The sequence below is a fragment of the Burkholderia singularis genome, assembly GCF_900176645.1.
GTDB lineage: Bacteria > Pseudomonadota > Gammaproteobacteria > Burkholderiales > Burkholderiaceae > Burkholderia > Burkholderia singularis.
Map to the genome: position 1 here is coordinate 61,476 of NZ_FXAN01000041.1, position 25,833 is coordinate 87,308.

Annotated in this window: 24 protein-coding genes and 2 tRNA genes; 18 read left to right on the forward strand and 8 right to left on the reverse strand. The window is 63.5% G+C overall.

Annotation, left to right across the window (positions count from 1 at the left end):
- Window positions 1-88 precede the first annotated feature (88 nt).
- The 10 genes from ftsH to phoR all read left to right on the forward strand — a co-directional run bounded on the left by ftsH (window position 89) and on the right by phoR (window position 11,331).
- Window positions 89-1,978, forward strand: a complete 1,890-nt coding sequence (gene ftsH, locus BSIN_RS07665) for an ATP-dependent zinc metalloprotease FtsH (protein ID WP_059513845.1) — start codon at window positions 89-91, stop codon at window positions 1,976-1,978.
- 99 nt (window positions 1,979-2,077) lie between these two features.
- On the forward strand, window positions 2,078-2,968 hold the full coding sequence (gene folP, locus BSIN_RS07670; protein ID WP_089340068.1) for a dihydropteroate synthase: 891 nt from the start codon (window positions 2,078-2,080) through the stop codon (window positions 2,966-2,968).
- A 25-nt stretch (window positions 2,969-2,993) separates the two neighbouring features.
- Window positions 2,994-4,352: a phosphoglucosamine mutase gene (gene glmM, locus BSIN_RS07675; protein WP_089340050.1), complete on the forward strand. Its 1,359-nt coding sequence runs from the start codon at window positions 2,994-2,996 to the stop codon at window positions 4,350-4,352.
- 258 nt (window positions 4,353-4,610) lie between these two features.
- Window positions 4,611-5,642, forward strand: a complete 1,032-nt coding sequence (pstS, locus tag BSIN_RS07685) for a phosphate ABC transporter substrate-binding protein PstS (protein WP_089340051.1) — start codon at window positions 4,611-4,613, stop codon at window positions 5,640-5,642.
- Window positions 5,643-5,756: 114 nt separating this feature from the next.
- Entirely contained in the window at window positions 5,757-6,743 is a 987-nt protein-coding gene (gene pstC / locus BSIN_RS07690) for a phosphate ABC transporter permease PstC (RefSeq protein ID WP_059513835.1), read from the forward strand.
- Entirely contained in the window at window positions 6,740-7,633 is an 894-nt protein-coding gene (pstA, locus tag BSIN_RS07695; RefSeq protein WP_089340052.1) for a phosphate ABC transporter permease PstA, read from the forward strand. Before pstC ends, pstA begins: the two co-directional genes overlap by 4 nt.
- Before the next feature lie 15 nt (window positions 7,634-7,648).
- Window positions 7,649-8,497, forward strand: a complete 849-nt coding sequence (gene pstB, locus BSIN_RS07700) for a phosphate ABC transporter ATP-binding protein PstB (RefSeq protein ID WP_059513829.1) — start codon at window positions 7,649-7,651, stop codon at window positions 8,495-8,497.
- Between the two features lie 20 nt (window positions 8,498-8,517).
- On the forward strand, window positions 8,518-9,222 hold the full coding sequence (gene phoU / locus BSIN_RS07705; protein WP_059513826.1) for a phosphate signaling complex protein PhoU: 705 nt from the start codon (window positions 8,518-8,520) through the stop codon (window positions 9,220-9,222).
- 26 nt (window positions 9,223-9,248) lie between these two features.
- A complete protein-coding gene (gene phoB, locus BSIN_RS07710) occupies window positions 9,249-9,950 on the forward strand; it encodes a phosphate regulon transcriptional regulator PhoB (protein ID WP_059513823.1) in 702 nt (233 codons plus the stop codon).
- A 70-nt stretch (window positions 9,951-10,020) separates the two neighbouring features.
- Complete coding sequence (gene phoR, locus BSIN_RS07715) at window positions 10,021-11,331, forward strand: phosphate regulon sensor histidine kinase PhoR (protein WP_089340053.1); 1,311 nt, start codon at window positions 10,021-10,023, stop codon at window positions 11,329-11,331.
- A 249-nt stretch (window positions 11,332-11,580) separates the two neighbouring features.
- On the opposite strand, the gene ppk1 is transcribed toward phoR, so the two are convergent.
- On the reverse strand, window positions 11,581-13,644 hold the full coding sequence (gene ppk1 / locus BSIN_RS07720; RefSeq protein ID WP_089340054.1) for a polyphosphate kinase 1: 2,064 nt from the start codon (window positions 13,642-13,644) through the stop codon (window positions 11,581-11,583).
- 281 nt (window positions 13,645-13,925) lie between these two features.
- On the opposite strand from ppk1, the gene ppx reads away from it, so the two are divergent.
- Window positions 13,926-15,440 (forward strand): exopolyphosphatase, encoded by a 1,515-nt coding sequence (ppx, locus tag BSIN_RS07725; protein WP_089340055.1) that lies wholly within the window; start codon window positions 13,926-13,928, stop codon window positions 15,438-15,440.
- A gap of 102 nt (window positions 15,441-15,542) precedes the next feature.
- On the opposite strand, the gene BSIN_RS07730 is transcribed toward ppx, so the two are convergent.
- Both BSIN_RS07730 and BSIN_RS07735 read right to left on the reverse strand, forming a co-directional pair.
- A complete protein-coding gene (locus BSIN_RS07730) occupies window positions 15,543-15,998 on the reverse strand; it encodes a hypothetical protein (RefSeq protein ID WP_059513806.1) in 456 nt (151 codons plus the stop codon).
- Window positions 15,999-16,483: 485 nt separating this feature from the next.
- Window positions 16,484-16,560, reverse strand: a tRNA-Pro gene (locus BSIN_RS07735).
- 157 nt (window positions 16,561-16,717) lie between these two features.
- Between BSIN_RS07735 and BSIN_RS07740 the strand changes: the two genes are divergently transcribed.
- On the forward strand, window positions 16,718-17,179 hold the full coding sequence (locus BSIN_RS07740; RefSeq protein ID WP_089340056.1) for a SixA phosphatase family protein: 462 nt from the start codon (window positions 16,718-16,720) through the stop codon (window positions 17,177-17,179).
- A 150-nt stretch (window positions 17,180-17,329) separates the two neighbouring features.
- Window positions 17,330-18,148, forward strand: a complete 819-nt coding sequence (locus BSIN_RS07745; protein ID WP_059513804.1) for a GNAT family N-acetyltransferase — start codon at window positions 17,330-17,332, stop codon at window positions 18,146-18,148.
- Between the two features lie 311 nt (window positions 18,149-18,459).
- On the opposite strand, the gene BSIN_RS07750 is transcribed toward BSIN_RS07745, so the two are convergent.
- Window positions 18,460-18,630 carry a hypothetical protein gene (locus tag BSIN_RS07750; protein WP_069234663.1) on the reverse strand — a complete coding sequence of 57 codons (171 nt, stop codon included), beginning with the start codon at window positions 18,628-18,630 and terminating at the stop codon, window positions 18,460-18,462.
- Window positions 18,631-18,804: 174 nt separating this feature from the next.
- Between BSIN_RS07750 and BSIN_RS07755 the strand changes: the two genes are divergently transcribed.
- Window positions 18,805-19,020 carry a lipoprotein gene (locus BSIN_RS07755; protein WP_089340057.1) on the forward strand — a complete coding sequence of 72 codons (216 nt, stop codon included), beginning with the start codon at window positions 18,805-18,807 and terminating at the stop codon, window positions 19,018-19,020.
- 168 nt (window positions 19,021-19,188) lie between these two features.
- Here the strand turns inward: BSIN_RS07755 and BSIN_RS07760 are convergent, their stop codons facing one another.
- Both BSIN_RS07760 and BSIN_RS07765 read right to left on the reverse strand, forming a co-directional pair.
- Complete coding sequence (locus BSIN_RS07760) at window positions 19,189-20,577, reverse strand: MATE family efflux transporter (protein WP_089340058.1); 1,389 nt, start codon at window positions 20,575-20,577, stop codon at window positions 19,189-19,191.
- A 7-nt stretch (window positions 20,578-20,584) separates the two neighbouring features.
- On the reverse strand, window positions 20,585-20,905 hold the full coding sequence (locus tag BSIN_RS07765; protein ID WP_059513795.1) for a DUF2288 domain-containing protein: 321 nt from the start codon (window positions 20,903-20,905) through the stop codon (window positions 20,585-20,587).
- 589 nt (window positions 20,906-21,494) lie between these two features.
- Between BSIN_RS07765 and BSIN_RS25220 the strand changes: the two genes are divergently transcribed.
- Window positions 21,495-21,791 carry a hypothetical protein gene (locus BSIN_RS25220; RefSeq protein WP_143757380.1) on the forward strand — a complete coding sequence of 99 codons (297 nt, stop codon included), beginning with the start codon at window positions 21,495-21,497 and terminating at the stop codon, window positions 21,789-21,791.
- Window positions 21,792-21,938, forward strand: coding sequence for a hypothetical protein (locus BSIN_RS25785; RefSeq protein ID WP_156789223.1), 147 nt, complete (start codon window positions 21,792-21,794; stop codon window positions 21,936-21,938). It abuts the gene before it with no gap.
- Window positions 21,939-22,022: 84 nt separating this feature from the next.
- Here the strand turns inward: BSIN_RS25785 and BSIN_RS07775 are convergent, their stop codons facing one another.
- Window positions 22,023-22,715 (reverse strand): peptidoglycan DD-metalloendopeptidase family protein, encoded by a 693-nt coding sequence (locus tag BSIN_RS07775; RefSeq protein ID WP_089340060.1) that lies wholly within the window; start codon window positions 22,713-22,715, stop codon window positions 22,023-22,025.
- Between the two features lie 373 nt (window positions 22,716-23,088).
- Window positions 23,089-23,994 carry an aldose epimerase family protein gene (locus BSIN_RS07780; protein WP_089340061.1) on the reverse strand — a complete coding sequence of 302 codons (906 nt, stop codon included), beginning with the start codon at window positions 23,992-23,994 and terminating at the stop codon, window positions 23,089-23,091.
- Between the two features lie 540 nt (window positions 23,995-24,534).
- On the opposite strand from BSIN_RS07780, the gene BSIN_RS07785 reads away from it, so the two are divergent.
- Complete coding sequence (locus tag BSIN_RS07785; protein WP_089340062.1) at window positions 24,535-25,365, forward strand: undecaprenyl-diphosphate phosphatase; 831 nt, start codon at window positions 24,535-24,537, stop codon at window positions 25,363-25,365.
- Window positions 25,366-25,533: 168 nt separating this feature from the next.
- A tRNA-Arg gene (locus BSIN_RS07790) sits at window positions 25,534-25,610 on the forward strand.
- Window positions 25,611-25,833: the final 223 nt, after the last annotated feature.

Sequence of the window (25,833 nt, forward strand, 5' to 3'; positions counted from 1 at the left end):
TGGCGACGGGTTGCGGACTGGATTAGAATGCCTGAGGAGCGCCGCAAGGCAAATGTAGGCGCTCGTCTATGAGTGAAGGAGTGGTGCTTTGAACAACAATATGTTTTCGAAGGCGGCAGTGTGGCTCGTGATCGCACTGGTGCTGTTTACGGTGTTCAAGCAGTTCGATAAGCCCCGCGTCCAGGAAGGCGTCTCCTATTCGCAGTTCATGGATGACGCGAAGAACGGCAAGATCAAGAACGTCGTCGTGCAGGGGCGCAACCTCACCGTCACTCCCGCAGATGGTCAGAAGTATCAGATCGTATCGCCGGGCGACATCTGGATGGTTGGCGATCTGATGAAGTACGGCGTGCAGGTCAGCGGCAAGGCTGACGACGAGCCGAACGCGCTCGTCTCCGCGCTCTACTATCTCGGCCCGACGCTGCTCATCATCGTGTTCTGGTTCTACATGATGAGGCAGATGCAAGGCGGCGGTAAGGGCGGCGCATTCTCGTTCGGTAAATCGCGCGCACGGCTGATCGACGAGAACAACAACGCGGTGAATTTCTCCGACGTCGCCGGTTGCGACGAAGCGAAGGAAGAGGTTTCCGAACTCGTCGATTTCCTGCGCGATCCGCAGAAATTCCAGAAGCTTGGCGGCCGCATTCCGCGTGGCGTGCTGCTCGTCGGGCCGCCGGGTACCGGCAAGACGCTGCTTGCTCGCGCGATCGCCGGCGAAGCGAAGGTGCCGTTCTTCAGCATCTCGGGTTCGGACTTCGTCGAAATGTTCGTCGGCGTCGGTGCGGCCCGCGTGCGCGACATGTTCGAGCAGGCGAAGAAGCATGCGCCCTGTATCGTGTTCATCGACGAAATCGATGCGGTCGGCCGCCATCGCGGCGCCGGCATGGGCGGCGGTAATGACGAGCGTGAGCAGACGCTTAACCAGATGCTCGTCGAGATGGATGGTTTCGAGGCGAATTCAGGGGTGATCGTGATCGCCGCGACGAACCGCTCCGACGTGCTCGACAAGGCGCTGCTGCGCCCGGGCCGTTTCGACCGCCAGGTCTATGTCGGCCTGCCGGATATCCGCGGCCGCGAGCAGATCATGCGCGTGCATCTGCGCAAGGTGCCGATCGCGAACGACGTCGATGCGGCAGTGATTGCGCGCGGCACGCCGGGTTTCTCGGGGGCTGATCTCGCGAACCTCGTCAACGAGGCGGCGCTCTTTGCCGCCCGCCGCGGCAAGCGGATCGTCGAAATGCAGGATTTCGAGGATGCGAAGGACAAGATTTTCATGGGGCCGGAGCGCAAGTCGGCGGTGATCCGCGAAGAGGCGAAGCGTGCGACCGCGTACCACGAATCGGGCCATGCGGTGATCGCGAAGCTGTTGCCGAAGGCTGATCCGGTTCACAAGGTCACGATCATTCCGCGCGGCCGTGCGCTCGGCGTCACCTGGCAGTTGCCGGAGCACGACAACGAGACGTATTCGAAGGATTATCTGCTCGATCGCCTCGCGATTCTGTTCGGCGGCCGCGTGGCCGAGGAACTGTTCCTGAATCTCGTCAGCACGGGCGCGTCGGACGACTTCAACAAGGCGACGCAGACCGCGCGCGCGATGGTCGCGCGTTTCGGGATGACCGACGCGCTCGGGCCGATGGTCTACGTCGATGACGAGAATGACAGCGGTCCGTTCGGCCGCGGCTTCACGCGGACGATTTCGGAGGCGACGCAGCAGAAGGTCGACGCTGAGATCCGCCGCGTGCTCGATGAGCAGTACAGTCTTGCGCGCCGGCTGCTGGAAGAAAACCGCGACAAGGTCGAGGCGATGACGGCCGCGCTGATGGAGTGGGAGACGATCGACGCCGATCAAATCGACGACATCATGGAGGGGCGTCCGCCGCGCTCGCCGAAGAGCGTGCCGCCGTCGGCAAGCGATCCGTCGTCGGGCGGTTCGCCTGGCGCAGAGGTCAAGCCGGGCAACGCCACCGCACCGGCATAAGCGGTTCCGGCTTTCGTCCACGGGCTGGTGTGGCTGTCACACCGGCCCGTTTTGCATTCTCGCGACGGTTTCGTCGCGCTCGATCCCGCGCCATTGTTCGTGTCCAGCTCAACTCCCGTCTATCCGATTCCCGACCCATTGCAGTGCGGCCGTTTCACGCTGACTTTCGAGCGGCCCCTCGTGATGGGGATTCTCAATGTGACTCCCGATTCGTTCTCTGACGGCGGCCGCTATATCGACCGTCACGCCGCACTCGCGCAAGCGCAGCGAATGCTTGCCGAAGGCGCGGATCTGCTCGATATCGGCGGCGAATCGACGCGCCCCGGTGCGCCGCCCGTGCCGCTGGACGAGGAACTCGAACGCGTGATTCCGCTCGTCGAAGCATTGCATGGGCTCGGCGTGCCATTGTCGATCGACACGTACAAGCCGGCGGTGATGCGCGCGGCGCTTGCCGCCGGCGCGGATCTGGTCAACGACATCTGGGGGCTGCGTCAGCCGGGCGCGATCGACGCGGTGCGCGATAGTACGTGTGGCCTATGCGTGATGCACATGCTGGGCGAGCCGCCGACGATGCAATTGCACGAGCCCGCGTATCGCGACGTCGTCTCGGACGTGCGGTCGTTTCTTGCCGAGCGTACCGATACGCTCGTGCAGGCGGGCGTTGACCCCCGGCGTATCAGCGTCGATCCGGGGTTCGGCTTTGGCAAGGCGGTGATAGAGCACAATTACGCGCTGCTTGCGCATCTGCGCGATACGGCGCCCGCGCGGCCCGGCGGCCGCGCGTACCCGGTGCTGGCCGGCATGTCGCGCAAATCGATGTTGGGCGCGCTCATCGGCCGGCCTGCCGGCGAGCGCGTGGCGGCGAGCGTGGCCGCGGCGGTTTGCGCAGCGGAGCGGGGCGCCGCGATCGTGCGCGTGCACGACGTCGCGCCGAGCGTCGATGCGCTCAAGATATGGGGCGCCATGCGCGATGCCGCGCGGCGCGAATAAGTCGAAACGAGGAGGAAGGTTCTACATGGGACGTCGTTATTTCGGTACGGACGGCATTCGCGGCGAAGTCGGGGTGGCGCCGATCACGCCCGATTTTGTGTTGCGGCTCGGCTACGCAGCGGGCAAAGTGCTCGCAAGCGCGCCGGGGCGCGCCGCGTCGGGCGCGCGTCCGACCGTGCTGATCGGCAAGGACACGCGGGTGTCCGGCTACATGCTCGAGGCCGCACTTGAAGCGGGCTTCTCGGCGGCGGGCGTCGACGTGATGCTGGCCGGGCCGATGCCGACGCCGGGCGTGGCGTATTTGACCCGCGCGCTGCGTCTGTCGGCGGGCGTCGTGATCAGCGCGTCGCATAATCCGTATCACGACAACGGCATCAAATTCTTCTCCGCCAGCGGCAACAAGCTGCCGGACGAGACGGAGGAGGAAATCGAAGCATGGCTCGACAAGCCGCTCGACTGCGCGCCGTCGGACGGGCTCGGCAAGGCGCGCCGTCTTGACGACGCGGCGGGCCGCTACATCGAATTTTGCAAGAGCACGTTTCCGGCGGAATTCGATCTGCACGGGATGAAACTCGTCGTCGATTGCGCGAACGGCGCCGCATATCAAATCGCGCCGCACGTGTTTCACGAGCTTGGCGCCGACGTGATCCCGGTCGGCGTCGCGCCGAACGGCTTCAATATCAACGACGGCGTCGGCGCGACCGCACCGGACGCGCTGATGCGCTCGGTCCGGGCGAATCATGCGGATCTGGGCATCGCGCTCGACGGGGACGCGGACCGGCTGCTCGTCGTCGACCGGGCCGGCCGGTTGTACAACGGTGACGAACTGCTGTACGTGCTGGTCAAAGACAGAATCGCAACTCATGGCCGCGTCGAGGGCGCGGTGGGTACGTTGATGACGAATCTGGCCGTCGAAGTCGCGCTGAAGGCGGCCGGCGTGCAGTTCGTGCGGGCGCCGGTCGGCGATCGTTATGTGCTCGAGCAATTGCATGAGCGCGGCTGGCAGCTTGGCGCGGAGGGGTCCGGTCACATTTTGTCGCTCGATCGGCATTCGACGGGCGACGGGATCGTATCGGCGCTGCTCGTGCTGGCGGCGATGAAGCGCAGCGGCAAGACGCTTGCGCAGATGCTCGATGGCGTCAGTCTGTTTCCGCAGAAGCTGATCAACGTGCGGATGAAGCCGGATGCGAACTGGCAGGCGAGCGAAGCGATCCGGCGTGCGATCGCCCGTGCCGAGACGTCGCTCGCGGATGGCGGCCGCGTGCTGATTCGCGCATCGGGGACAGAACCGGTATTGCGGGTGATGGTCGAGGCGAGGCAGGCAGCGGATGCCGATCATTACGCGCAAGCGATTGCCGACGCGGTCAAGCAGGCGACTGCATAGGCACGGCGATACGCGAAGCCGGCGGCCGACGCTTGGGGACGAGATTGCCCTGCGTCGGCTTTTTCATATTTGTGTGAATTTTTTCCTACGCGCGGCGCGCAGGGAATGAAGCGCGCTCGCGACCCGGACGCACGGGAAGTTTGCCTTTCAATCAGTCATGTTACTGTCACATTAGGTTCATCGATTGTCACATGACTGTCATGTAGAGCCCCTAATCTTCGCGGTGCCGTAGTTATCCGCTCACACACTGGAGGTCTCATGAAATTGATGCAAACCGCGTTCGCAGGCTTGGCCGGCGCGCTTTTCGCGGTCGCCGCGCACGCTGCCGACATCACCGGCGCGGGTAGCACTTTCGCCATGCCGATTTACACGAAATGGGCAGCCGACTATCAGCAGTCGGGCGGCGCGAAGGTCAACTATCAAGGTATCGGATCGTCGGGCGGCTTGAAGCAGATTATTGCGAAGACGGTCGATTTCGCCGGCTCGGATGCGCCGCTGAAAGACGACGAACTTGCAAAGGAAGGCCTGTTCCAGTTTCCGACGGTGGTGGGCGGGGTTGTGCCGGTCATCAACGTGCCCGGCGTGAAGGCGGGCGAGATCACGCTGTCGGGTGCGGTGCTCGGCGATATCTATCTCGGCAAGATCAAGAAATGGAATGACCCGGCGATCGCGTCGCTGAACCCGAAGGTCAAGCTGCCGGATACCGACATCGCGGTGGTGCGCCGTGCGGATGGTTCGGGTACGAGCTTCATCTGGACGAACTATCTGTCGAAGGTCAACGACGAGTGGAAGTCGAAGGTCGGCGAAGGCACGACCGTCAACTGGCCGACTGGCACGGGCGGCAAGGGCAACGACGGCGTGGCGGCATTCGTCCAGCGTCTGCCGGGCGCGATCGGCTATGTCGAATGGGCTTACGCGAAGAAGAATCACCTGGTCTACACTGCCCTGAAGAATTCGTCTGGCACCGTCGTCGAGCCGAAGACCGAGACGTTCAAGGCGGCGGCGGCCGGCGCGAACTGGTCGAAGTCGTTTTACCAGATCCTGACGAACCAGCCGGGCAAGGAAGCCTGGCCGGTCGTCGGCGCGACGTTCGTGCTGCTGCACGCGAAGCAGGAAAAGCCGGAGCAGGGCGCCTCGACGCTCAAGTTCTTCGACTGGGCGTTCAAGAACGGCGCGAAGGCGGCCGACGATCTCGACTACATCACGCTGCCGGCGTCGGTCGAGACGGAAATCCGCAAGCAGTGGAAGGAAAAGGTGACGGACGCATCGGGCAAGACCCTTGCCGAGTAAGCTGACGGCAGCGTTCCAAGCGGTTTGCCGCCCGGCCGATTGATCGATCGGCCGGGCGGCGTGTGCAGTGCCGGCGGGCGGTTTGTGCCGCCCGTCTTTGAAAAACAGGCTCCCATGTCTGACTTTCCTCTTGCGTCGTCCCGATCCGGCGGCCAGCCGCAGCAGCGCGCGCCGAGCCCGTTCGGCGACATCGTGTTCGGCGGCCTGACGCGGGTCGCGGCGATCGTGACCCTGTTGCTGCTCGGTGGCATCATCGTTTCGCTCATCATCGCGTCGATGCCGACCATCGAAAAATTCGGTCTCTCGTTCCTGTGGCAATCGGAATGGGACCCCAATTCCGATATCTATGGCGCGCTCGTGCCGATCTACGGGACCCTCGTCACGTCGATCATCGCGCTCGTCATCGCGGTGCCCGTGAGCTTCGGCATCGCGCTCTTTCTCACCGAGCTTGCGCCCGTCTGGCTGCGCCGGCCGCTCGGCGTCGCGATCGAGCTGCTCGCCGCGATTCCGTCGATCGTCTACGGGATGTGGGGGCTGCTCGTGTTCGCGCCGATTTTCGCGACGTATTTCCAGAAGCCGGTTGGGGCGCTGCTGGGACCGATTCCGGTGATCGGCGCGTTGTTTCAGGGCCCGCCGATCGGCATCGGCATTTTGTCGGCCGGCGTCATTCTGGCGATCATGATCATTCCGTACATCGCGTCGGTGATGCGCGACGTGTTCGAGGTGACGCCCGTGCTGCTCAAGGAGTCCGCGTATGGCATCGGCTGCACCACTTGGGAAGTGATGTGGAAGATCGTGCTGCCCTATACGAAGACGGGCGTGATCGGCGGCGTGATGCTCGGCCTTGGCCGCGCGCTCGGCGAGACGATGGCCGTGACCTTCGTGATCGGCAACACCAACCTGCTCGACAATGTATCGCTGTACTCGCCGGGCAACAGCATCACGTCGGCGCTCGCGAACGAGTTCGCCGAAGCCGCGCCGGGCCTGCATACGGCCGCGCTGATGGAACTCGGCCTGATCCTGTTCGTGATCACGTTCATCGTGCTCGCGATCTCGAAGCTGATGCTGCTGCGCCTCGAGCGCTCGGAGGGGGGCAAATGAGTTCGCCGCATCTCAACATGCCCGGCCCGAGCGGCGCGGCGCTCGACGCGATGCGTGCACGCCTGCAGCGCCGCCGCAAGGCGACCAACGTGGTCGCGCTCACCGCGTCGCTTGCCGCGATGGCGTTCGGCCTGCTATGGCTCGTCTGGATTCTCTACACGACACTGCATCTGGGCATCGGCGGCCTGTCGCTGTCGCTCTTCACTGAGTCGACGCCGCCGCCGAACACCGCAGGCGGCGGTCTGGCGAACGCGATCGTCGGCAGTCTGTTGCTGGTTACGCTCGCGACGCTCGTCGGCACGCCGGTAGGCATTCTGGCAGGCGTCTATCTAGCCGAGTACGGCCAGAAGAGCTGGCTCGCGAGCGTGATGCGCTTCATCAACGACATCCTGCTGTCCGCGCCTTCGATCGTCGTCGGTTTGTTCGTCTATGCGCTCGTCGTCGCGAGGGCCGGGCATTTCAGCGGTTGGGCGGGCGTCGTCGCGCTCGCGCTGTTGCAGATCCCGATCGTGATCCGCACGACCGAGAACATGCTCAAGCTCGTGCCGAACTCATTGCGCGAAGCGGCGTTCGCGCTCGGCACGCCAAAGTGGCGGATGATTCTGAAGATCACGCTGCGCGCGTCGGTGGGCGGCATCGTCACCGGCGTGCTGCTCGCGGTCGCGCGGATCGCCGGCGAAACCGCACCGCTGCTGTTCACGTCGCTGTCCAATCAATTCTTCTCGGTCGATATGAACCAGCCGGTCGCGAATCTGCCCGTCACGATCTTCAAGTTCGCGATGAGCCCGTTCGCCGAATGGCAATCGCTCGCGTGGGCGGGCGTGTTTCTGATTACGCTGGGCGTGCTGGGGCTCAACATCCTTGCGCGTTCGGTCTTTTCGAAAAAGTAACGGCGGAGCAATCCGATGAACATGGCAGAAAGCCACCTCGATTCTTCTCTTCGCGCGGCGCAGCCTGCAGGCACGGGCGCCGCGACGGGACAGCGTCCGCTCGCGCCGTCGACTCCGAAGATCGAAGTCAAGAATCTGAATTTCTTCTACAACAAGTTCCACGCGCTGAAGAACATCAACCTGCAGATTCCCGAAGGCAAGGTGACCGCATTCATCGGTCCGTCGGGTTGCGGCAAGTCGACACTTTTGCGCACGTTCAACAAGATGTACGCGCTTTACCCGGAGCAGCGGGCCGAAGGCGAGATCGTGATGGACGGCGAGAACCTGTTGCAATCCAAGCTCGACATTTCGCTGCTGCGCGCACGCATCGGCATGGTGTTTCAAAAGCCGACACCGTTCCCGATGTCGATCTACGACAACATCGCGTTCGGCGTGAAGATGTTCGAAAAACTTACGCGCTCGGAGATGGACGATCGTGTCGAGTGGGCGCTGACGAAGGCGGCGCTCTGGAGCGAAGTCAAGGACAAGCTGAACCAGAGCGGCTACGGGCTGTCGGGCGGCCAGCAGCAACGTCTTTGCATCGCGCGCGGGATCGCGATCCGGCCCGAGGTGCTGCTGCTCGACGAGCCATGCTCGGCGCTCGACCCGATCTCGACGGGCCGCATCGAGGAGCTGATCGCCGAACTCAAGAGCGACTACACGGTCGTCATCGTCACGCACAACATGCAGCAGGCGGCGCGCTGCTCGGACTATACCGCGTACATGTATCTCGGCGAGCTGATCGAATTCGGCGAGACGGAAAAGATCTTTATCAAGCCGGCGCGCAAGGAAACCGAGGATTACATCACGGGCCGCTTCGGCTGATACGGGGCGAGGAGAAAAATATGTCGGATAAGCATTTGTCGAGCCAGTTCGATGCCGATTTGAACGCGGTGTCGTCGAAGGTGCTCGAAATGGGCGGCCTCGTCGAGGCGCAGATCACCGAGGCGATGCGCGCGCTCAACGAGTTCGATCGCGCGTCGGCCGAGCGCGTGATCGCGGCGGAAGACCGTCTGAATCACATGGAAGTCGAAATCGACGAGGAATGCGGCAACATCATCGCGCGCCGGCAGCCGGCCGCGCGCGATCTGCGTCTTCTGATGTCGATCTCGAAGACGATCACCAATCTCGAGCGCGCGGGCGACGAGGCCGAGAAGATCGCCAAGCGCGTGCGCCGCCTCGTCGACGAGCCCGCCGCGCGGGCGGTGAATATCGCCGAGATCAAGGTGTCGGGCGAAATGGCCGTGACGATCCTGCGTCGCGCGCTCGACGCGTTCGCGCGTCTGGATGTGGTCGCCGCCGTGCAGATCGTCAAGGACGACAAGGAGATCGACCTGGAATTCCGCGCGTTCGTGCGCAAGCTCGTGTCGTACATGCAGGAGGACCCGCGCACGATCTCGGTCGGCCTCGATTATCTGTCGATCGCGAAGGCGATCGAGCGCATCGGCGACCACGCGAAGAACATCGCTGAATTCATTATTTATATCGTGAAGGGTACTGACGTGCGGCACCAGCCGCGCGACACGCTCGATCGCGAAGCCAATAGTTAACCGTCGTTTGAAGGACCGAGGTGCCGATGCCCAGCAACATTCTTGTCATCGAAGATGAACCCGCGATTTCCGAATTGATTTCGGTCAACCTTCAGCATGCGGGACATTGCCCGATTCGCGCTTACAACGCGGAGCAGGCGCAAAACCTGATCAGCGACGTGCTGCCCGATCTGGTCTTGCTCGATTGGATGCTGCCGGGCAAATCCGGCATCGCGTTCGCGCGCGATCTGCGCAACAACGAACGGACCAAGCATATTCCGATCATCATGCTGACCGCGCGCGGCGACGAGCAGGACAAGGTGCTCGGCCTCGAGATCGGCGCGGACGACTACGTGACCAAGCCGTTCTCGCCGAAGGAACTGATGGCGCGGATCAAGGCGGTGCTGCGCCGCCGCGCGCCGCAATTGACCGAGGATGTGGTGTCGATCAACGGGTTGCGGCTCGACCCGGCGACGCATCGCGTCGCGGCACAGGCCGACGGCAGCGAGATCAAGCTCGATCTCGGTCCCACGGAATTCCGTCTGCTGCATTTCTTCATGACTCATCCGGAGCGCGTGCATAGCCGCACGCAATTGCTCGATCAGGTGTGGGGCGATCACGTGTTCGTCGAAGAGCGCACAGTCGACGTGCACATCAAACGATTGCGCGCCGCGCTCAAGCCCGCCGGCTGCGATGCTATGATCGAAACCGTCCGCGGCAGCGGCTACCGGCTCGCGAAACACGCGTAATGACCGGGTGGCATCTGCATGGTGAGTCGCGCCGCGCGCATGTTTTCTTTTTCTTCGTCGGGCGACGATCATGAATATCATTTGGGCGCGCTTTCTAGTGTCGCTCGTATTGCTTGCGCTCGTCGGCGTGCTGATCGCCGTCTTTGCCGGCGTTGCGGCGGCTCTCGCGTTCATGCTCGTGATGCTTGTCGTGCAAGGCTGCTTCAGCACGTTCCATACGCAGCGCTTGTGGCGGCTGCTCGATGCACCCGTCTACGGCGAAGTGCCGAGCGCGCCCGGTATCTGGGGCGAAATCTACTATCGTCTGCACAAGCTCGCGAAACAATGGCATGCACAGGTGCGCCAGGTCGAGCAGCAGCACTCGCGTTTCATTCAGGCGATCCAGGCGTCGCCGAACGGCGTCGTGATGCTCGACGATCACGACCAGATCGAATGGTGCAACGCGATCGCGGAAGTGCACTTCGGACTCGACACGAAGCGCGATCTGCGCCAGCACATCACGCATTTGGTTCGTCATCCGGATTTCGTCCGCTATCTGAACGGCCAGCGCTACGATGAGACGCTCGTGATGCGCGCGATGGGCGGCAGCCGGCAGAACGTGCTCGCGGTGCAGGTGTTTCCATATGGCGAGAACCGCAAGCTGCTGCTCACGCAGGACATCACCGAACTCGAGCGGACCGACGCGATGCGGCGCGATTTTGTCGCGAACGTGTCGCACGAGCTGAAGACGCCGCTCACCGTGCTGTCGGGTTTTCTCGAAACGCTGCGTGAACTGCCGCTTGCCGACGACGAGCGCGCACGCTATCTCGAACTGATGGAACAGCAGGCGTCGCGGATGCGCTCGATCGTCACCGATCTGCTCGTGCTCGCGAAGCTCGAAGGCGAAACCAATCCGCCTGCCGATCGCGCAGTCGATATGCAAGCCGTGCTCGATCACCTGAAGGACGATGCGCAGACGTTGTCGAACGGGCATCACGACATTATGTTCGACATCGACGAGACGCTGACCGTCACGGGCTCGCAAACCGAAATTTTCAGCGCGCTCGGCAATCTGGTGACCAACGCGGTGCGCTATACGCCGGAAGGCGGGAAGATACGCGTCGAATGGCGGCGCGACGGCGCGCAAGCTGTATTTTCTGTGACGGACAGCGGACTCGGGATTCCGGCCGCCGATCTGCCGCGGTTGACCGAGCGCTTTTATCGTGTCGACCGCAGCCGCTCGCGCGACACGGGCGGCACGGGGCTCGGGCTCGCGATCTGCAAGCATGTGCTGCAACGCCACGATGCGCAGTTGCTGATTCAGAGCGAGGAAGGGCGTGGCAGCACGTTTAGCGCGCGGTTCCCCGCACATCGGACGATCGGCCGCCGGCACGCAGCATAACCACCGCGCCGTGCGCGCGACGCTTCGTTGCCCGCGTCGTGCTTCGCAGCGTGCAGCGGCGGGCCAGCCGGGCTGCCGTGGGCCGCGTCGGCAGCGCATAAGCGATTGCGTTGCGATGGCTTGCCCCGCGAGCGCATCGACGATACGCCGCCAGCCCGCCGCCAGCCGAGACGGCAGGCCGCCCGCCGGGCAGGCCATCGGCAGTGCGCCGCCTGCTCGCGTTGCTTGCCGCCGCTTGTTGGCGCTTTCCTATGCGCAGAATTTCGCAAGCAGCCCGAGCTGGGCGCTGCGCTGCGTTTTGCCCGTGCGGCGGCGGCGGTAGTGACCGTCGCTTTGCATGAGCCACGCGGACTGATTGTCGCCGAGAAACACCGACAGCCCTTCGGCGATCACCCGGCGCTTGAGTTTGCGCTCATACACCGGAAACGCGACTTCGACGCGGCGGAACAGGTTGCGATCCATCCAGTCGGCGCTCGACAGGTAGACGAGTTCGTCGCCGTCCGCATGGAAGTAGTAGATCCGGTGATGTTCGAGAAAGCGCCCGACGATCGAGCGCACCGTGATGTTTTCCGACAGCCCCGGCACGCCCGGTTGCAGCGCGCATACGCCACGCACAATCAGATCCACCTTCACGCCCGCCTGCGACGCCTCGTAAAGCTCGGCGATCACGGTCGGCTCGAGGAGCGCGTTCATCTTCGCGACGATCCGCGCCCGTTTGCCGGCACGCGCGTTCGCCGCTTCCGCGCGGATATGTTCGACAAGCTTCGGATGCAGTGTGAATGGCGATTGCCACATCTGATGCATCGTCAGCTCGCCGCCGATGCCGGTCAACTGCTGGAACACGTGATGCACATCCTCGCAAAGCGCGGGCTCGGCCGTCATCAGCCCGAAATCGGTATAAAGGCGCGCGGTACGCGGATGATAGTTGCCCGTGCCGAGATGCACGTAGCGGCGCAGCACCGTCTTGCCGTTGTGCGTCACGCGCCGCACGATCAGCATCATCTTCGCGTGGCATTTGTGGCCGACCACGCCGTACACGACATGCGCGCCGACCGATTCGAGCCGCGCGGCCCAATTGATGTTCGTCTCTTCGTCAAAGCGCGCGAGCAACTCCACCACGACCGTCACTTCCTTGCCGTTGCGCGCGGCTTCCATCAGCGCGTCCATCAGCGGCGAATCGGTGCCCGTCCGGTAAATCGTCTGCTTGATCGCAACGACATTCGGATCCTGCGCCGCTTGCTGCAGCAGCTCGAGCACCGGCTGAAAGCTCTCGTATGGATGATGCAGCAGGATGTCGCCGCGGTCGATCGCATCGAACATCGACGGCGCATTCGTGATCGCGACGGGAATCGAGGGCGTGAACGGCACGAACTTGAGTTCCGGCAGATCGACGAGTTCCGGCAGCTGCATCAGCCGCACCAGATTGACGGGGCCGTTGACGCGATAGCAGTCCCGGTCCGACAGCCCGCTTTCGTCGAGCAGGCGTCGCACGAGATGCTGCGGCGTGTCGGCCGATACCTCGAGGCGCACCGCGTTGCCCAGATGCCGCGCGGGCAGCTCGCCTTGCAGCGCGACGCGCAGATTGGTGATTTCGTCCTCGTCGACGAAAAGTTCGCTGTTGCGGGTAATCCGGAACTGATTGCAGCTCTTGACGGCGAGCTTCGGGAACAGTTCGCCGACGAAGTGCTGCATCAGCGAGCTGAGCAGCACGAAGCCGTGCTGGACGCCCGATAGCTCCTGCGGCATGCGCACGAGGCGCGGCAATGCGCGCGGCGCCTGCACGATACCCATTACTGCTTGGCGGCCGAACGCGTCGCGGCCTTCGAGTTCGATCACGAAGTTCAGGCTCTTGTTCAGCACGCGCGGGAACGGGTGAGCGGGATCGAGGCCGATTGGCGTCAAGACCGGCAGCAGCTCGTCGACGAAGCAATTGCGCGCCCATTCGAGCTGCGCATCGTTCCACGTCTCGGGACCGTGGAAATGGATGCCTTCCTGTTCGAGCGCGGGCAGGATCGTGTCGTGCAGCATCGCGTACTGCCGGTGCACGAGCCGTTGCGCACGCTCGACGACGAGGTCGTACACGTGCTGCAGCGACATGCCGTCCGGTGACAGCGCGCCGGGATTGTCGCGCATCTGCTCGAGCAGCCCGGCCATCCGGACTTCGAAGAATTCATCGAGATTGCTGCTCGTGATGCAGATGAAACGCAGGCGTTCGAGCAGAGGGACATGCGGATCGGCAGCTTGGGCGAGCACGCGCTCGTTGAAGCCCAAGATACCGAGTTCGCGATTGAGAAGCGGGTGGCGGACGGACATCGGCACAGAATTTGAAAGGTCGGGCGCAGACTCGAAAGGTCGCTCGGAAAGTCTCACGGTGCGATGACGTCTTGATGACAATTTGATGTTGATCGCTAAATAATACGCTGGAAACCGAGGATTTCATAAAACCGGCGGCCGGATAGAATGTCAGCGGTACCGCAAGTTTTATCGGGGTCGCCACCGGGCGCCGCGCAGCGCTTAAAATGGCGCCTTTGAACCTTTCGGTACGCGCGGCAATCCGCTGCCGCGCGGCCAGGCGAGAACGGAGCCCACTCTCGATGGTTACATCCCCGCATTTACTGGCTGCCGTCGATCTCGGCTCGAACAGCTTCCGGCTCATCGTCGGCCGTGTCGAGGAGGCGTCTGCCGGCAGTCAGATCTATCCCGTCGATGCGCTGCGCGAACCGGTGCGGCTCGCGGCCGGCCTGTCGCGCGACAAGATGCTCGATCGCGCCTCACAGGAGCGTGGCTGGGAAGCGCTCAAGCGCTTTGGCGAACGGCTGCGCGATTTTCATCCCGAGCACGTGCGCGCGGTCGCGACGAACACGTTGCGAGTCGCGAAGAACGCCGGCGAATTTCTTGCCGAGGCCGAAGCGGCGCTCGGTTTTCCGATCGAAGTGATCGCGGGCCGCGAGGAAGCGCGGCTCATCTATGCGGGCGCCGCGCATTCGGTGCCGGCGAGTGCGGGCAAGCGGCTTGTCGTCGACATCGGCGGCGGCTCGACCGAATTCATCATCGGCCAGCACTACACGCCGCTCGTGATGGAGAGCCTGTACATCGGCTGCGTGAGCCATAGCCGCACGTTTTTTCCGGCGGGCAACGTCGACGAATACACGATGAGGCAGGCCGAACTCGCGGCCAAGCGCGAGATTCAGATCATCTCGGGCGAATACAAGAAGGCGGGGTGGGATCAGGCGATCGGCTCGTCGGGCACCGCGCGTGCGCTCGCGGAACTGGTCGAGGCGAATGGTTTCAACGATGCGGGCGTCGCGCACGGCATTTCGCGCGGCGGCCTCGAGCGTCTGAAGCGCGCGCTCATCAAGTCGGAGAACGTGAACCGGCTGAAACTGGTCGCGCTGAAGCCCGATCGCGTGCCGGTGCTCGCGGGCGGGCTGTCGATCATGCTCGCCGTATTCGAGGAACTCGGCATCGACTATGTCGACACGACGGACGGCGCGCTGCGCTTAGGTGTTCTATACGATTTGCTCGGCCGCACGCAGCATGAGGACATGCGCGCGGTGACAGTGGACGGCTTCATGCGCCGCTACGGCGTTGATCGCGCGCAGGCCGCGCGCATCGGTACGCAGGCTGCGCGTTTCTATGATCAGCTCGACGTGCCCGATGGCGAGGCGCGCGAGGAGAGCCGGATGTTTCTGGCCTGGGCTGCCGCGCTGCACGAGATCGGGTTGTCGATTTCGCACAGTGCCTATCATAAGCATTCCGCATATATCGCCAGCAACGCGGATATGCCGGGCTTTTCGCGCACCGACCAGGCGCGGCTCGCGGCGCTGGTGCTCGGTCATGCGGGCAAACTTGGCAAGTTGTCGCAGGCGCGCGAAGTCGAATGGCCGCTGCTGTTCTGTTTGCGTCTTGCCGCGCTGCTGTGCCGGCGCCGGACCGATGCGGGTTTGCCCGAAATTCGCGTCGCGCAGATGAAGAAGGGCGGCTACGAAGTGCATTTGCCGAATGCGTGGGTCGCGCAGAATCCGCTGACTGATTACAGCCTCAGCCAGGAAGCGGCGGAGTGGGAGAAAATCGGGATTCCGTATCGTGTCGTGTATACGGGGGCGTGATTCGTCGGCCGCCGGATTCGCCTGCTTTCGTCGGTTTGACGCCGCACTCACGCGCGGCGCATTGGTTTCGCGGGATCGCGCCGCGGTGGATTCGCGGTGCGCTTATCGCGGCGTGCAGACGATCGCCGTCAAAAACGGCAGTGCGGTCTTGACCGTTGCTTGGCTGCCAGCCGCGCGCACCTTTTCTTCTACTTCGCTTTTCGTTCCTCTGACGACGACGCCGTATGCCCATGCGCCAATCGGTTCGCCGTCGCCCTGTTTGAAGAGCGGATCGTCGGCCTGATAGCCGAGCACGACGAAAACCGGGAAGCCGTAGGCGGTTAGCGGGCTGTTCGTGCGAAACGCATTGACCGAATTCGCCTCGACATGCATGGGCTGTGAGCGGATCGCCTGGCGCGCGAGGAGCGGTGCGATAAATGCGTGGCCTGTCGACGAGCAGTCGAGCGCGGAGTCGAGTGCCGCGCCGGGCGTTGGCGCGTCAGCCCACGCCGATGCCGCATTCGCGAGCGTCGCGACGGAAATCAGGAGTCGGGCGATGAAGCGGATGGGATGATTCATGTAATCGAAATCAGCCGCAAGGGCGGCAGGGTATGGGCGGCCTGTGGCAGCAGCCGGTGGGCACGTGCAACACGCGGTGATGCTGGCGCTGCGGCTTTCCTCGCCGCTTTCGCCTTTTGCCCGGCCGGGGCTTGGGTATCGGGCCCTGGCCGCGCAGGCGGCTTGCGGGGGCAATGCCGATGATAGCGAAAATTGCAGCCGCGCGGGCAATGGGGCGGGGCGGTTGGAATCGAGGTTGTCGACGGACGGGCAGGGCCGATGGACGCGCAACGCGCGTCCGTTAGGGGCGATGCCGATGTTATCGAGGTCGCGCGCGCGATGTTGCAGCTATATCCGGTTGAGGAAATGGGGGCTGATTTGTTCCCGGTCAGGAATGACCGCCGCCGGCGCATTTTTGGAGCACAGGGTTTTAAAATTTGGAGGCGGTTTGCGGCGGCTCTTTGTGAACCGTCCGTCCGCAAACCGTTATACAGCGCGGGTGTTCGTGGTCGGAGCGATAGGATTCGAACCTACGACCCTCTGATCCCAAATCAGATGCGCTACCAGGCTGCGCTACGCTCCGACGAATCAATAATTCTATCCCTCTTTTCGAGATCAGGTCAATCATTGCGCGCAGTCAAAATGGACTTTCGGATCTGCGCGCTGAACCGATGCAAGAAAATGGACAATGAGACGCTGTCGTCGCGGCGCGTCGCCCTAATGCGTTTCGGAGGTTGCTTGTGACAAACCTGATTCTCTGGCGTCATGCCGAAGCCGAAGATTACGCGAGCACCGACCTCGGCCGCCGCTTGACCGAGCGCGGTCACAAGGATGCGCAGGCCGCGGCGAAATGGCTGCGTGCGCGCATCGAGCGCAACGCGGCGGTGCTCGCAAGTCCTGCGGCGCGGACATTGCAGACGGCCGAGGCGTTGACTGATCAATACCGGATCGTCAACGAGCTTGCGCCAGGCGGCACTGTCGACGACGTGCTCGTCGCGGCGGGTTGGCCGGACGGGATCGCGTCGACGGTCGTCATCGTCGGACATCAGCCGACGCTCGGCAGTGTCGCCGCCTGGTTGCTCGCCGGCTCGCGCGAAAGCTGGAGCATCAAGAAGGGCGGCCTGTTATGGCTCACGAGCCGCGTTCGCGACGGCAATGGCCAGACGGTGTTGCGTGCGGCGATTGCGCCAGATCTAATCTGATCGCGGGCAATCCAGCGCTATTTCCGGCTTTCTGCTAAAGTCAAATCGGCGACACGTCACCGAATGGACACCGTTTTGCCACATAAGCGTCACGGCCGGTTACTACATTGGCGGGCATGTCGTTCCCTTCCTTACGACCAGGAAAGCCTAATGCGAGAACTGCCGACGCCTACGCTGCCTTTTGCCTCGCTACCCCTTGAACTGCCGCGTCGCCGTTTGCCACGCGCGGCCGAAACGGTTACGTCGGAATTCCGGCTGCGCGCCGTCTGGGCGCGCACCGAAGACGAGCTGCGCGAAGCGCAGCGCCTGCGCCATAGCGTGTTCGCCGAAGAAATGGGTGCCCGCTTGGTCGGCCCGGCCGGCCTCGATGTCGATTCGTTCGACCAGTACTGCGATCACCTGCTGGTGCGCGATCTCGATACGCTGAAGGTTGTCGGCACATACCGCGTGTTGCCGCCGCATCAGGCTGCGCGAATCGGCCGCCTGTACGCGCAAGGCGAGTTCGATCTGTCGCGTCTGGCGCACCTGCGCTCGAAGATGGTCGAGGTCGGCCGCTCATGCGTGCATCGCGACTATCGCAGCGGCGCGGTGATCATGGCCCTGTGGGGCGGGCTTGGCACGTATATGCAGCAAAACGGCTACGAGACGATGCTCGGTTGCGCGAGCGTTTCGATGGCGGATGGCGGTCACTATGCGGCGAACCTTTATCGGTCGCTCGGCGATGCGTTGACGGCGCCCGAATATCGAGCGTTTCCCCATACGCCGCTGCCGGTCGACGATCTTCAGACCGGTGCAAAGGTGGCGCCCCCTCCGCTCATCAAGGGTTATCTGCGGCTCGGCGCGAAGATTTGTGGCGCTCCTGCGTGGGACCCGGATTTCAATTGTGCGGATTTTCTGACGCTATTCCGCTTGTCGGACATCAACGCCCGATATGCGCGCCACTTCCTGAGCGATCCGATGCCGCGCTGACAATGCGCGATGCGACGATACGACAGCGGCCCGGCAAGTTGATTGCCGGGCCGTGTGTTTTGGAGCGGGCCGCCTGCGACGGCGATGCACGCAACGCGGGCACGAAGCCGGCACGCCTGCCGTGCCGGTAGCTGGTAGGCCTCCGGCAATGAAGGCGGGCGTCGGCATGCGAACAACTGTCCGCCCGCTTCAAGCGGGCGCCGCTGTGTTGCCGAAAGAATTCAGCCGTATTTTCGCGAGCCGTGCGATGCGCATAGCGCGTCGCGGCGCGGTCTGCGTGCCGAAAACGTCATGAGCGGAGCGCGGGGGCGCTAGTGTTTGCGTCGCCAATCGAGCAAGTGATGCTCGGCCATCCAGTGATGGATCATGCCCTCGCCGTTGTGCGTCCGTTTGTACTCTCGCGATTCGTAAACGGACAGGCCGATGAGTACCATCAGTCCAATACATAGGCCGATCAGGCCCGCAATCGATTCGGTATCCATGGCAGCCCTCCTTTCGAACCGGCATAGCGCCACGCTTTCATAGTAGAACATGCATGTGCGGACGGAGAAGCCGCGCGATCGAGCCGCGTCGCCGCGCGCCGATTTCCAGTAGACTCGCCGGGCGCTGCTCGGCGGAACGGGCGGCGCAGCCGTCAATCCGTTCGAAGGAAAATCATGAACCGCATCATCGTCGCCGCGCTGGTTGCGGCCGTGCTGGCCGGCTGTGTGAGCGACCCCCGGCAAACGCGTCGCGGCACGCCGCCGCAAGATCCTCCCGATTACCAAGGGGTGCCGACCGATATGACGCCGCCGTCGATGCTGGCGCCCGACGCGAAAGCGCCCGCTCCAGCGAGCGCGACGCCGATGCCCGGCCCCGCGTCTGCACGATAGTGGGGTCGGTGCGCAACGCGTAGCTGGCCGACGCGCGAACGGTTGGATACGCCGGCGCGCTGGAGCGGCGAGGTTGTGGTGCGCCGTGTTCCGGCGGCGGATGCCGCGAAGCGCGGCGTATCGGGCGGTATGAAGTACCGCACGCAGCGGGCGTTGGCGTGCCGGGTGTCAGTCGGCGACGGCGGCGAATCCGCGGGAAGGCGGATCATCGGCAATCGCTCTCGTCAGGGCCGGGAGGTACCGGGCGAGCGTCATGCCGCGTGCGCCCATGAAAATCAGCAGTGCGGCCCAGAGCCCATGATTGCCGAATGGGCCGACTAGCGCGAGCGTTGCCGCGACGAACAGCGCGAACGATATCGCCATCGCACGCATCAACGCTCGGGTGTACGTCGCGCCGATGAAGACGCCGTCGAGCATGAAGCCCCATACCGAAATCACAGGCGACAACGCTGCCCACGGCAAATAACGCCCGGCCATGTCGCGAATCGACGGTTGGTCGGTCAACTGGGCGACGATCCATCCGCCAGCGCTCCAGTAGACGAGCGCGAATCCGGCTGCACCGAGCCCCGCCCAGACGAACGTCGTGCGCAGTGCATGACCGAACGCGCCGCGATCGCGCGCGCCCGCTGCCGCGCCTACCAGCGCTTCCGCGGCATGCGCGAAGCCGTCCAGGCCGTATGCCATGAAAGTCTGCAGATTCAGTAGCAGTGCGTTTGCGGCGAGCGTCGTGTCGCCTTGCCGCGCGCCGAGATGCGCAAACCAGCCGAACGCCGACAGCAGGCATAGCGTGCGGATAAAGATGTCGCGGTTGAGTGCGACGAGCCGCATCAACGCTGCACGGTCGAACAGCTGCGCGCGCTCGATGCGCGGCAGGCCGGGCGGGCTCAGCCGGCCAAGCAGCAGCGCGCCGAGCGCGAACCCCGCGATGTCGGCCGTCGCCGTCGCGGCGCCGATGCCTGCGACGCCCCAATCGAAACGGTACACATAGAGCAGCACCGCACCGATGTTGACGACATTGACGAACACCTGGATGGCGAGCGCCAGCCGCACGCGCTGCATGCCGAGCAGGCAACCGAGTATCGCGTAGTTCGCGAGCGCGAACGGAGCAGCCCAGATGCGCGCATGCGTGTATTCGAGGGCTGTCGCGCGCACGGCGTGGCTACCGCCGAGCGCGGCGAACGCGAACGTGACGAGCGGCGTTTGCAGCGCGAGCACCGTTGCGCCGAGCGCGAATGCGAGCAACAGCGCGCGTAGCACGTCGATGCGGATTGCCGCGAGATCGTTGGCGCCGTATGACCGCGCGACAAGCCCCGTTGTGCCCATGCGCAAGAAACCGAAGCCCCAGTACACGAAATTGAAGAAGAGCCCGCCGAGCGCGACGCCGCCGAGATATTGCGTGCCATTCAGATGGCCTGCGACGGCCGTATCGACCGCGCCGAGGATCGGTTGAGTAAGATTGGCCGCGATGATCGGCAACGCGAGGCCGAGCACGCGGCGGTGCCAGTTTGCCCCGGTGCGGGGCCCGAGGCCGTTGCCGGGGCGGTCGGGGGCGGACATTGCCGCGTTACCCGCGCTCTTGTACGCACACCCAAGGCGATACGACGACCGCCCACAGCTCGGGTGTGCGCGCCGCGTAATCCTGCGCGGTGTCCGTCTGCATCCGTTCGACATGGCCCGCGGCGAGCCAGCGGGCGACCTGATCCTTATCGTCGCGGGCAATCGCCTCGGCGATGCTCACGAGATCGAGATCGCGCGCCACGGACAGCAGCTTGCCTTGCGCAAAGAAGCGTTCGAGATCGCACCAGTCGATCTTCGCGGTTTCGCCAAGAAGTTTCAGATACAGCGGACTGTGTTGCGCGTCGGCGGACGAAGCGTTTGAAGACATCGGATGGAGATTGAACTGACTACGGTGAGCGCCACTATAAACCATTCGTGCGGGGCTCGAGAGTCGGCCGTTCGGTCAGTCGGGCGAAATGCGATGGCGCCGGCAATCGCTGGGATAGATAGGATGTGCGGCATATGCGCGCGTTTGCCGACGGCCGCAAACGACACAGTGGCGCTTTGGGTCGCTCAGCTTGCGCAGCGACCGCGCGGACGATCGTCGCGGTTGCGTTTATCGGCAAATCGTCGGCACGCGCGATTTCGCATGGATGCTGATGTGCGGGGCGAGTCGAGCTTTCGTACTTTCTGCATCGACGCAATCGATCGTCGCGGGAGACGGTGGCGATGCGCGCGGCGCGCACGGTTTTCTGACGGTCGGCGCGAGCGGTAACAGGCGCGGCCGCGCAGTTGCTGCCCAGACGCAATGCGGGCGCGCGCGCCGAACAGCGCGCACGACATTACCAGCAAGGCTGCTATCGCATCGATCTGATACGCCGACCGGTGCGCGATTGCCGTTTGAGTGCGCCGCGCGCGGAATGCCGATCCGCTTGCCGCGTTTCACGTCCGCGCGAGCAAAGCCGTTTGCGAAACGATTGGAGGCATCCTTCGGTTCGTCGCGCGTCCGGCGCGTGACGGTGCAGGCGGTCGCGTCGCCGCGCGGCACGATGCGGCCGCTTTCGTCGGTTCATTGGCGCTGGTATCGGCGCGATGGCGGGCAGGCGCGGGACGAAGCGTGCGACGGGATCGGCATGGCGGCCGGCACGGGCGGCATCGTGGATTTCCGATTGCGCGGACTGTGCGCCATGTCAGTGCACAGGACAACGAAACGATGGATCAGGCGCCATCTTTCGCGCCGTTACTGGGGAAACACCTTCATGCGAAAACCATAAATGCTGCGTATGATCGACTTACCAACAATAGATACGATCATGGACCTGATTCTGATAGCTACGGGGCTCAGCGTAGTCGGGATTGGCGCGCTGGTGGCGTTTGCTTGCCGTGTCGATCCGCTTTCCGGCCGGTTGCGCAAACGCTGAGCTTTTTTCGATCGCCTTCATCCTGCCGGCGCACGCGGCGGTCGTTGCCGCGCGCGGCGTTGCGTGTATGCGCATGCGGGCGCGTCAGCGCAATGGCAGATAGCGCGCCGGATCCACCGGACGGCCGCTGTAGCGCAGCTCGAAATGCAGCGCGACGCGGTTGTTGTCGGTATCGCCCATCTCCGCGATCTTTTGCCCTTGCGCGACCGTTTCTCCTTCCTTCGCGAGCAGTGTGCGGTTGTGCGCGTAGGATGTCAGAAAATCCGCATTGTGTTTGATGATCAGCAGGTTGCCGTAGCCGCGCAGCCCGTTGCCCGCATACACGACCGTGCCGGCCGCTGCCGCGACAACCGGCGTGCCCGCCGTGTTCGCGATGTCGATGCCTTTGGACTGCGAGCCGTCGAATGAGCGAACCACGTTGCCAGCCGCGGGCCAGACGAGCGAGATGCTCGATGGGGGCTTGACCGCTGACGCAGATGACGAAGCCGATGCCGTGCGGCCCGAACTTCGGGCCGTGCCGCCTGTAGCGGCCTTCGACGCGGCGCCCGATGGCGGCGCAACACGCAGCACTTGGCCGACTTCTATCGCGTCCGGATTCGAAATCTGATTCCAGCGGACGATGTTCGCGACCGATTGCCCGTTCGAACGCGCGATTTTATTCAGCGTGTCGCCGCGCTCGACCCGATAGAAACCGGGGCCGACAGGGGCCGAACCGCAAGCGGCAAGCAGCACGGCAAGCGATGCGACGACGAGCCGTCTCGTTGTTTTCACCAACATTGAACCTCGCAAGCACTGCCGCGACGGCGCGACAGCAGGGACAAAAACATCTGATTTTAACGGGTTCGGCAACGGGTACGCGGCTTTGCGTTCGATATGCGCGGGCGCTGACATACGGCCACGGGGGTTGGCATGGGTCGAGTGGAGAGACGCACTTGCGAGGGCGCGGGGGGGGGCGCGTATGGGCGAGTAGGGGCGCGGCGCCAGCGGGGCGTCCCATACCGCGAGCGTGGCGGGTGGCTCTTCGATCGATGCACGCTGTTCGCTGCTTGGCAGGTGCGTCGCCGCCGATCGTTGTGAGCAGGGCGCATGCCCCGGCGGGCGGCCTGATGCGAATGACGCGCCCGGACGGCGCAATATGCGCCGTGTCAACTCAACGCGTGACGCGGATACGCAACGCCGCGGTTTCGGTCACGCCGGGCGCGACGGTGCGAAGACCAAGACCGTTGTGGATCGCGTCCGGCAGGCCGAGCCACGGCTCGACGCAGTAGAAGTCCGATTCGGGCGCTTCGGTCCATGTCGTGACGGCGTACCACGGCACCGAGCCGGGCCGGTTCAGATCGATCTCGATCGTGTGACGGCCGGGCATCGCGATGCGAACCGGCTGGACGGGCGCGCGATCGGGCTCGACGCAGTGAAAGCGGTCGATGATGCTCGAATCGTCCAGCGTATAAAGCGGCGTGCCGGGCTCGGGCGGGCTGATCGAGCCGTCGTCGAGCTGACGGCGAATCTGTGCGGGCGGCAGCGCGAGTGTCGTCGACGCGCGTTCGCCATGCGGCAGCGCAAAGTAGAAATGATGGCCTGCGTAGTACGGCAGCGGCGTTTGACCCAGATTGGACGTCGTCAAGGCGACGTCCAGCGTGTGCGCATCGGCGAGCCGGTAGCTTGCCTCGAAACGGAATTCGAACGGATAACCGTCGCGCGTGACGCTGCTGCTTTCGAGCGTCAGCGTCACGCCGCGGCTGTCGGCATCGGGATGCGCGCTGAACGGCAGGTCGCGAGCGAAGCCGTGCATCGGCAGATCGCGCACGATGCCGTCGCGGTCGCGCCACCGGCCTATCTGGCCGTCTGCCCGATGGCGGCCGAGAAACGGGAACAGCAGCGGATTGCCGCCGCGGACCTTGGCGGGGCGCGACCAATCTGCCGATTCGGGCCAGAACACGACGCTTTCGCCGTCGACGCTCCAAGACAGGAGCCGTCCGCCTGCCTGAGGCGCGATGCGCGCGAGCGATGCGCCGTCGGCAAGTTCAAGAATGGGTTGATTCTGGAAAGTGGGCATGATGACGCGCGTTGACGCTTTATTGGGGGTTGGATTACTAAGAATAGCGGATCGTGCGGGGTTGTTGGGCGAGCTGTCGGTACGGCGGATGACGGGAGGCGATGTACGGGAAATCGAGAATGTCAAAGAACGTCATCCGTAAGGACAATGACGTCAACCGGTCATCTTTATATCGTGCCGTATCAAGATTTACCTTGGAGAACTCACTATGGATCTGGCAACTGCGATGGCTCTCACGCTTTTCGGGATGTTCACCGGCAGCACGGTGCTGTTCTTCTACAAAGTCGGCCGTTGATCTGACCGTTTTTGTGCCTGGAAGCAGTCACTTTGATTGATATGTGCTTTCGAAGTGCTTTCAAATCATGTGAGAATGTATCCGGCTGTTGGCTGGATGCCTGATTTGCGCCAAACGCCTTGGCGCAGTCATTCACGCTCGGCATAATCGGGGCGCGGTTTTCTGGGGTGGTGCGGCGTCGAGTGCATGCTACGCCGTTTCCGCCGGTTTTCCTCGCTTAATCTCTCCGATAAAAGGACCGACGCGTGAGCCTTTGGTTTCTGGTATTTCTGAGCGTCCTGCAGGGCGTAACCGAACTCTTTCCTGTCAGCAGCCTCGGGCACACATTGCTCGTGCCCGCCATCTTCGGCATGCATATCGACAAGCATGCGCCGCAGCTGCTGCCGTTTCTCGTTGCGCTGCATTTGGGCACCGCATTTGCGCTTCTCTGGTATTTCCGTGACCGCTGGCTTGCGCTGATCGCCGGTTTTTTCGCTTCGCTCAATGGGCGCAAGAACGACGATGGCCATATGATGTGGGCGCTCATCATCGGCACGATTCCGGCAGGGCTCGTCGGATTGCTGCTCGAGAAGCGCATCGAGCGGGTGTTCCACGATCTGCGGATCGTCGCGATTGCGCTGATCGTCAACGGCATCTTGCTGTGGATCGGCGATCGGTTGCAGCGGGCGAGCGTACATCGCCCGCCCGAAAAACTGACGTTCAAGCAAGCATTTTTCGTTGGCCTAGCGCAGGTGGGAGCGCTGATTCCGGGTTTTTCCCGCAGCGGCCTCACGATGATCGCCGGCAATCTGGCGGGGCTGACGGCGGAGAAGGCGGCGGAATTCTCTTTCCTGCTTGGCACGCCGATCATTTTCGCGGCCGGCGTGCTCGAACTGCCGAAGCTGCTTCATGCGCCCGGCCAGCTTGCCGACGCGCTGTTGGGCGGCGTGTTGACGGCGATCGCCGCTTATCTGAGCGTGCGGTTCCTGATGCGCTATTTCGAAGGGCGCGGGCGGCTTGCCGCGTTTGGTCTTTATTGCGTGCTGGCCGGGTTGTTCTGTCTTGGCTGGTTCCTGTTCCATCCGCAACCGGTTTAATGCGCCCGTAACAGGGTGGCCCCGATTGTCGTGGCGATCGGGTATAATTTCGGGCTCGGTTTTACCGGGCCCGAGATGCGTCTGGATAGAGGGTTTTTGTTCTCGCGCTGCGCGCTTCTTGTTGTTTCTTCTGGCGACTTCGATTTCAACTGCGTTGTCGTTCTCCGACCGCCCTTAGCTCAGTTGGATAGAGCAACGGCCTTCTAAGCCGTAGGTCACACGTTCGAATCGTGTAGGGCGGGCCAGAATTCTTCGCTTATTCAGGGACTTACAATTTCGCGTTAACCGCTTGGTTAGGATCGGATGCATGTCTGCTGCACTCTCGCTGTGGCGAGAGTGTGGCGGGATTGTATTCCTTCGGCGTGTTGCCGCAAAGGCAGAACCTGTCCGCATTTTTGTGGGCGAGGCGGTTGAACGGCACGTTATCCGCGCGCCTGCATAAATCGCTCTCCGAACAGGATAGCAAAC

What these genes read in the sequence shown, in the direction of transcription:
- BSIN_RS25785 (WP_156789223.1), top strand. Translation starts at nt 21,792, where the DNA reads ATGCTGCGTATGATCGACTTACCAACAATAGATACGATCATGGACCTG.
- pstC (WP_059513835.1), top strand. Translation starts at nt 5,757, where the DNA reads ATGTCTGACTTTCCTCTTGCGTCGTCCCGATCCGGCGGCCAGCCGCAG.
- pstB (WP_059513829.1), top strand. Translation starts at nt 7,649, where the DNA reads ATGAACATGGCAGAAAGCCACCTCGATTCTTCTCTTCGCGCGGCGCAG.
- BSIN_RS07730 (WP_059513806.1), bottom strand. Translation starts at nt 15,998, where the DNA reads ATGAATCATCCCATCCGCTTCATCGCCCGACTCCTGATTTCCGTCGCG.
- phoB (WP_059513823.1), top strand. Translation starts at nt 9,249, where the DNA reads ATGCCCAGCAACATTCTTGTCATCGAAGATGAACCCGCGATTTCCGAA.
- ppx (WP_089340055.1), top strand. Translation starts at nt 13,926, where the DNA reads ATGGTTACATCCCCGCATTTACTGGCTGCCGTCGATCTCGGCTCGAAC.
- pstA (WP_089340052.1), top strand. Translation starts at nt 6,740, where the DNA reads ATGAGTTCGCCGCATCTCAACATGCCCGGCCCGAGCGGCGCGGCGCTC.
- phoU (WP_059513826.1), top strand. Translation starts at nt 8,518, where the DNA reads ATGTCGGATAAGCATTTGTCGAGCCAGTTCGATGCCGATTTGAACGCG.
- BSIN_RS07750 (WP_069234663.1), bottom strand. Translation starts at nt 18,630, where the DNA reads ATGGATACCGAATCGATTGCGGGCCTGATCGGCCTATGTATTGGACTG.
- BSIN_RS07755 (WP_089340057.1), top strand. Translation starts at nt 18,805, where the DNA reads ATGAACCGCATCATCGTCGCCGCGCTGGTTGCGGCCGTGCTGGCCGGC.
- BSIN_RS07760 (WP_089340058.1), bottom strand. Translation starts at nt 20,577, where the DNA reads ATGTCCGCCCCCGACCGCCCCGGCAACGGCCTCGGGCCCCGCACCGGG.
- BSIN_RS07765 (WP_059513795.1), bottom strand. Translation starts at nt 20,905, where the DNA reads ATGTCTTCAAACGCTTCGTCCGCCGACGCGCAACACAGTCCGCTGTAT.
- BSIN_RS07775 (WP_089340060.1), bottom strand. Translation starts at nt 22,715, where the DNA reads ATGTTGGTGAAAACAACGAGACGGCTCGTCGTCGCATCGCTTGCCGTG.
- BSIN_RS07745 (WP_059513804.1), top strand. Translation starts at nt 17,330, where the DNA reads ATGCGAGAACTGCCGACGCCTACGCTGCCTTTTGCCTCGCTACCCCTT.
- phoR (WP_089340053.1), top strand. Translation starts at nt 10,021, where the DNA reads ATGAATATCATTTGGGCGCGCTTTCTAGTGTCGCTCGTATTGCTTGCG.
- pstS (WP_089340051.1), top strand. Translation starts at nt 4,611, where the DNA reads ATGAAATTGATGCAAACCGCGTTCGCAGGCTTGGCCGGCGCGCTTTTC.
- ppk1 (WP_089340054.1), bottom strand. Translation starts at nt 13,644, where the DNA reads ATGTCCGTCCGCCACCCGCTTCTCAATCGCGAACTCGGTATCTTGGGC.
- BSIN_RS07780 (WP_089340061.1), bottom strand. Translation starts at nt 23,994, where the DNA reads ATGCCCACTTTCCAGAATCAACCCATTCTTGAACTTGCCGACGGCGCA.
- glmM (WP_089340050.1), top strand. Translation starts at nt 2,994, where the DNA reads ATGGGACGTCGTTATTTCGGTACGGACGGCATTCGCGGCGAAGTCGGG.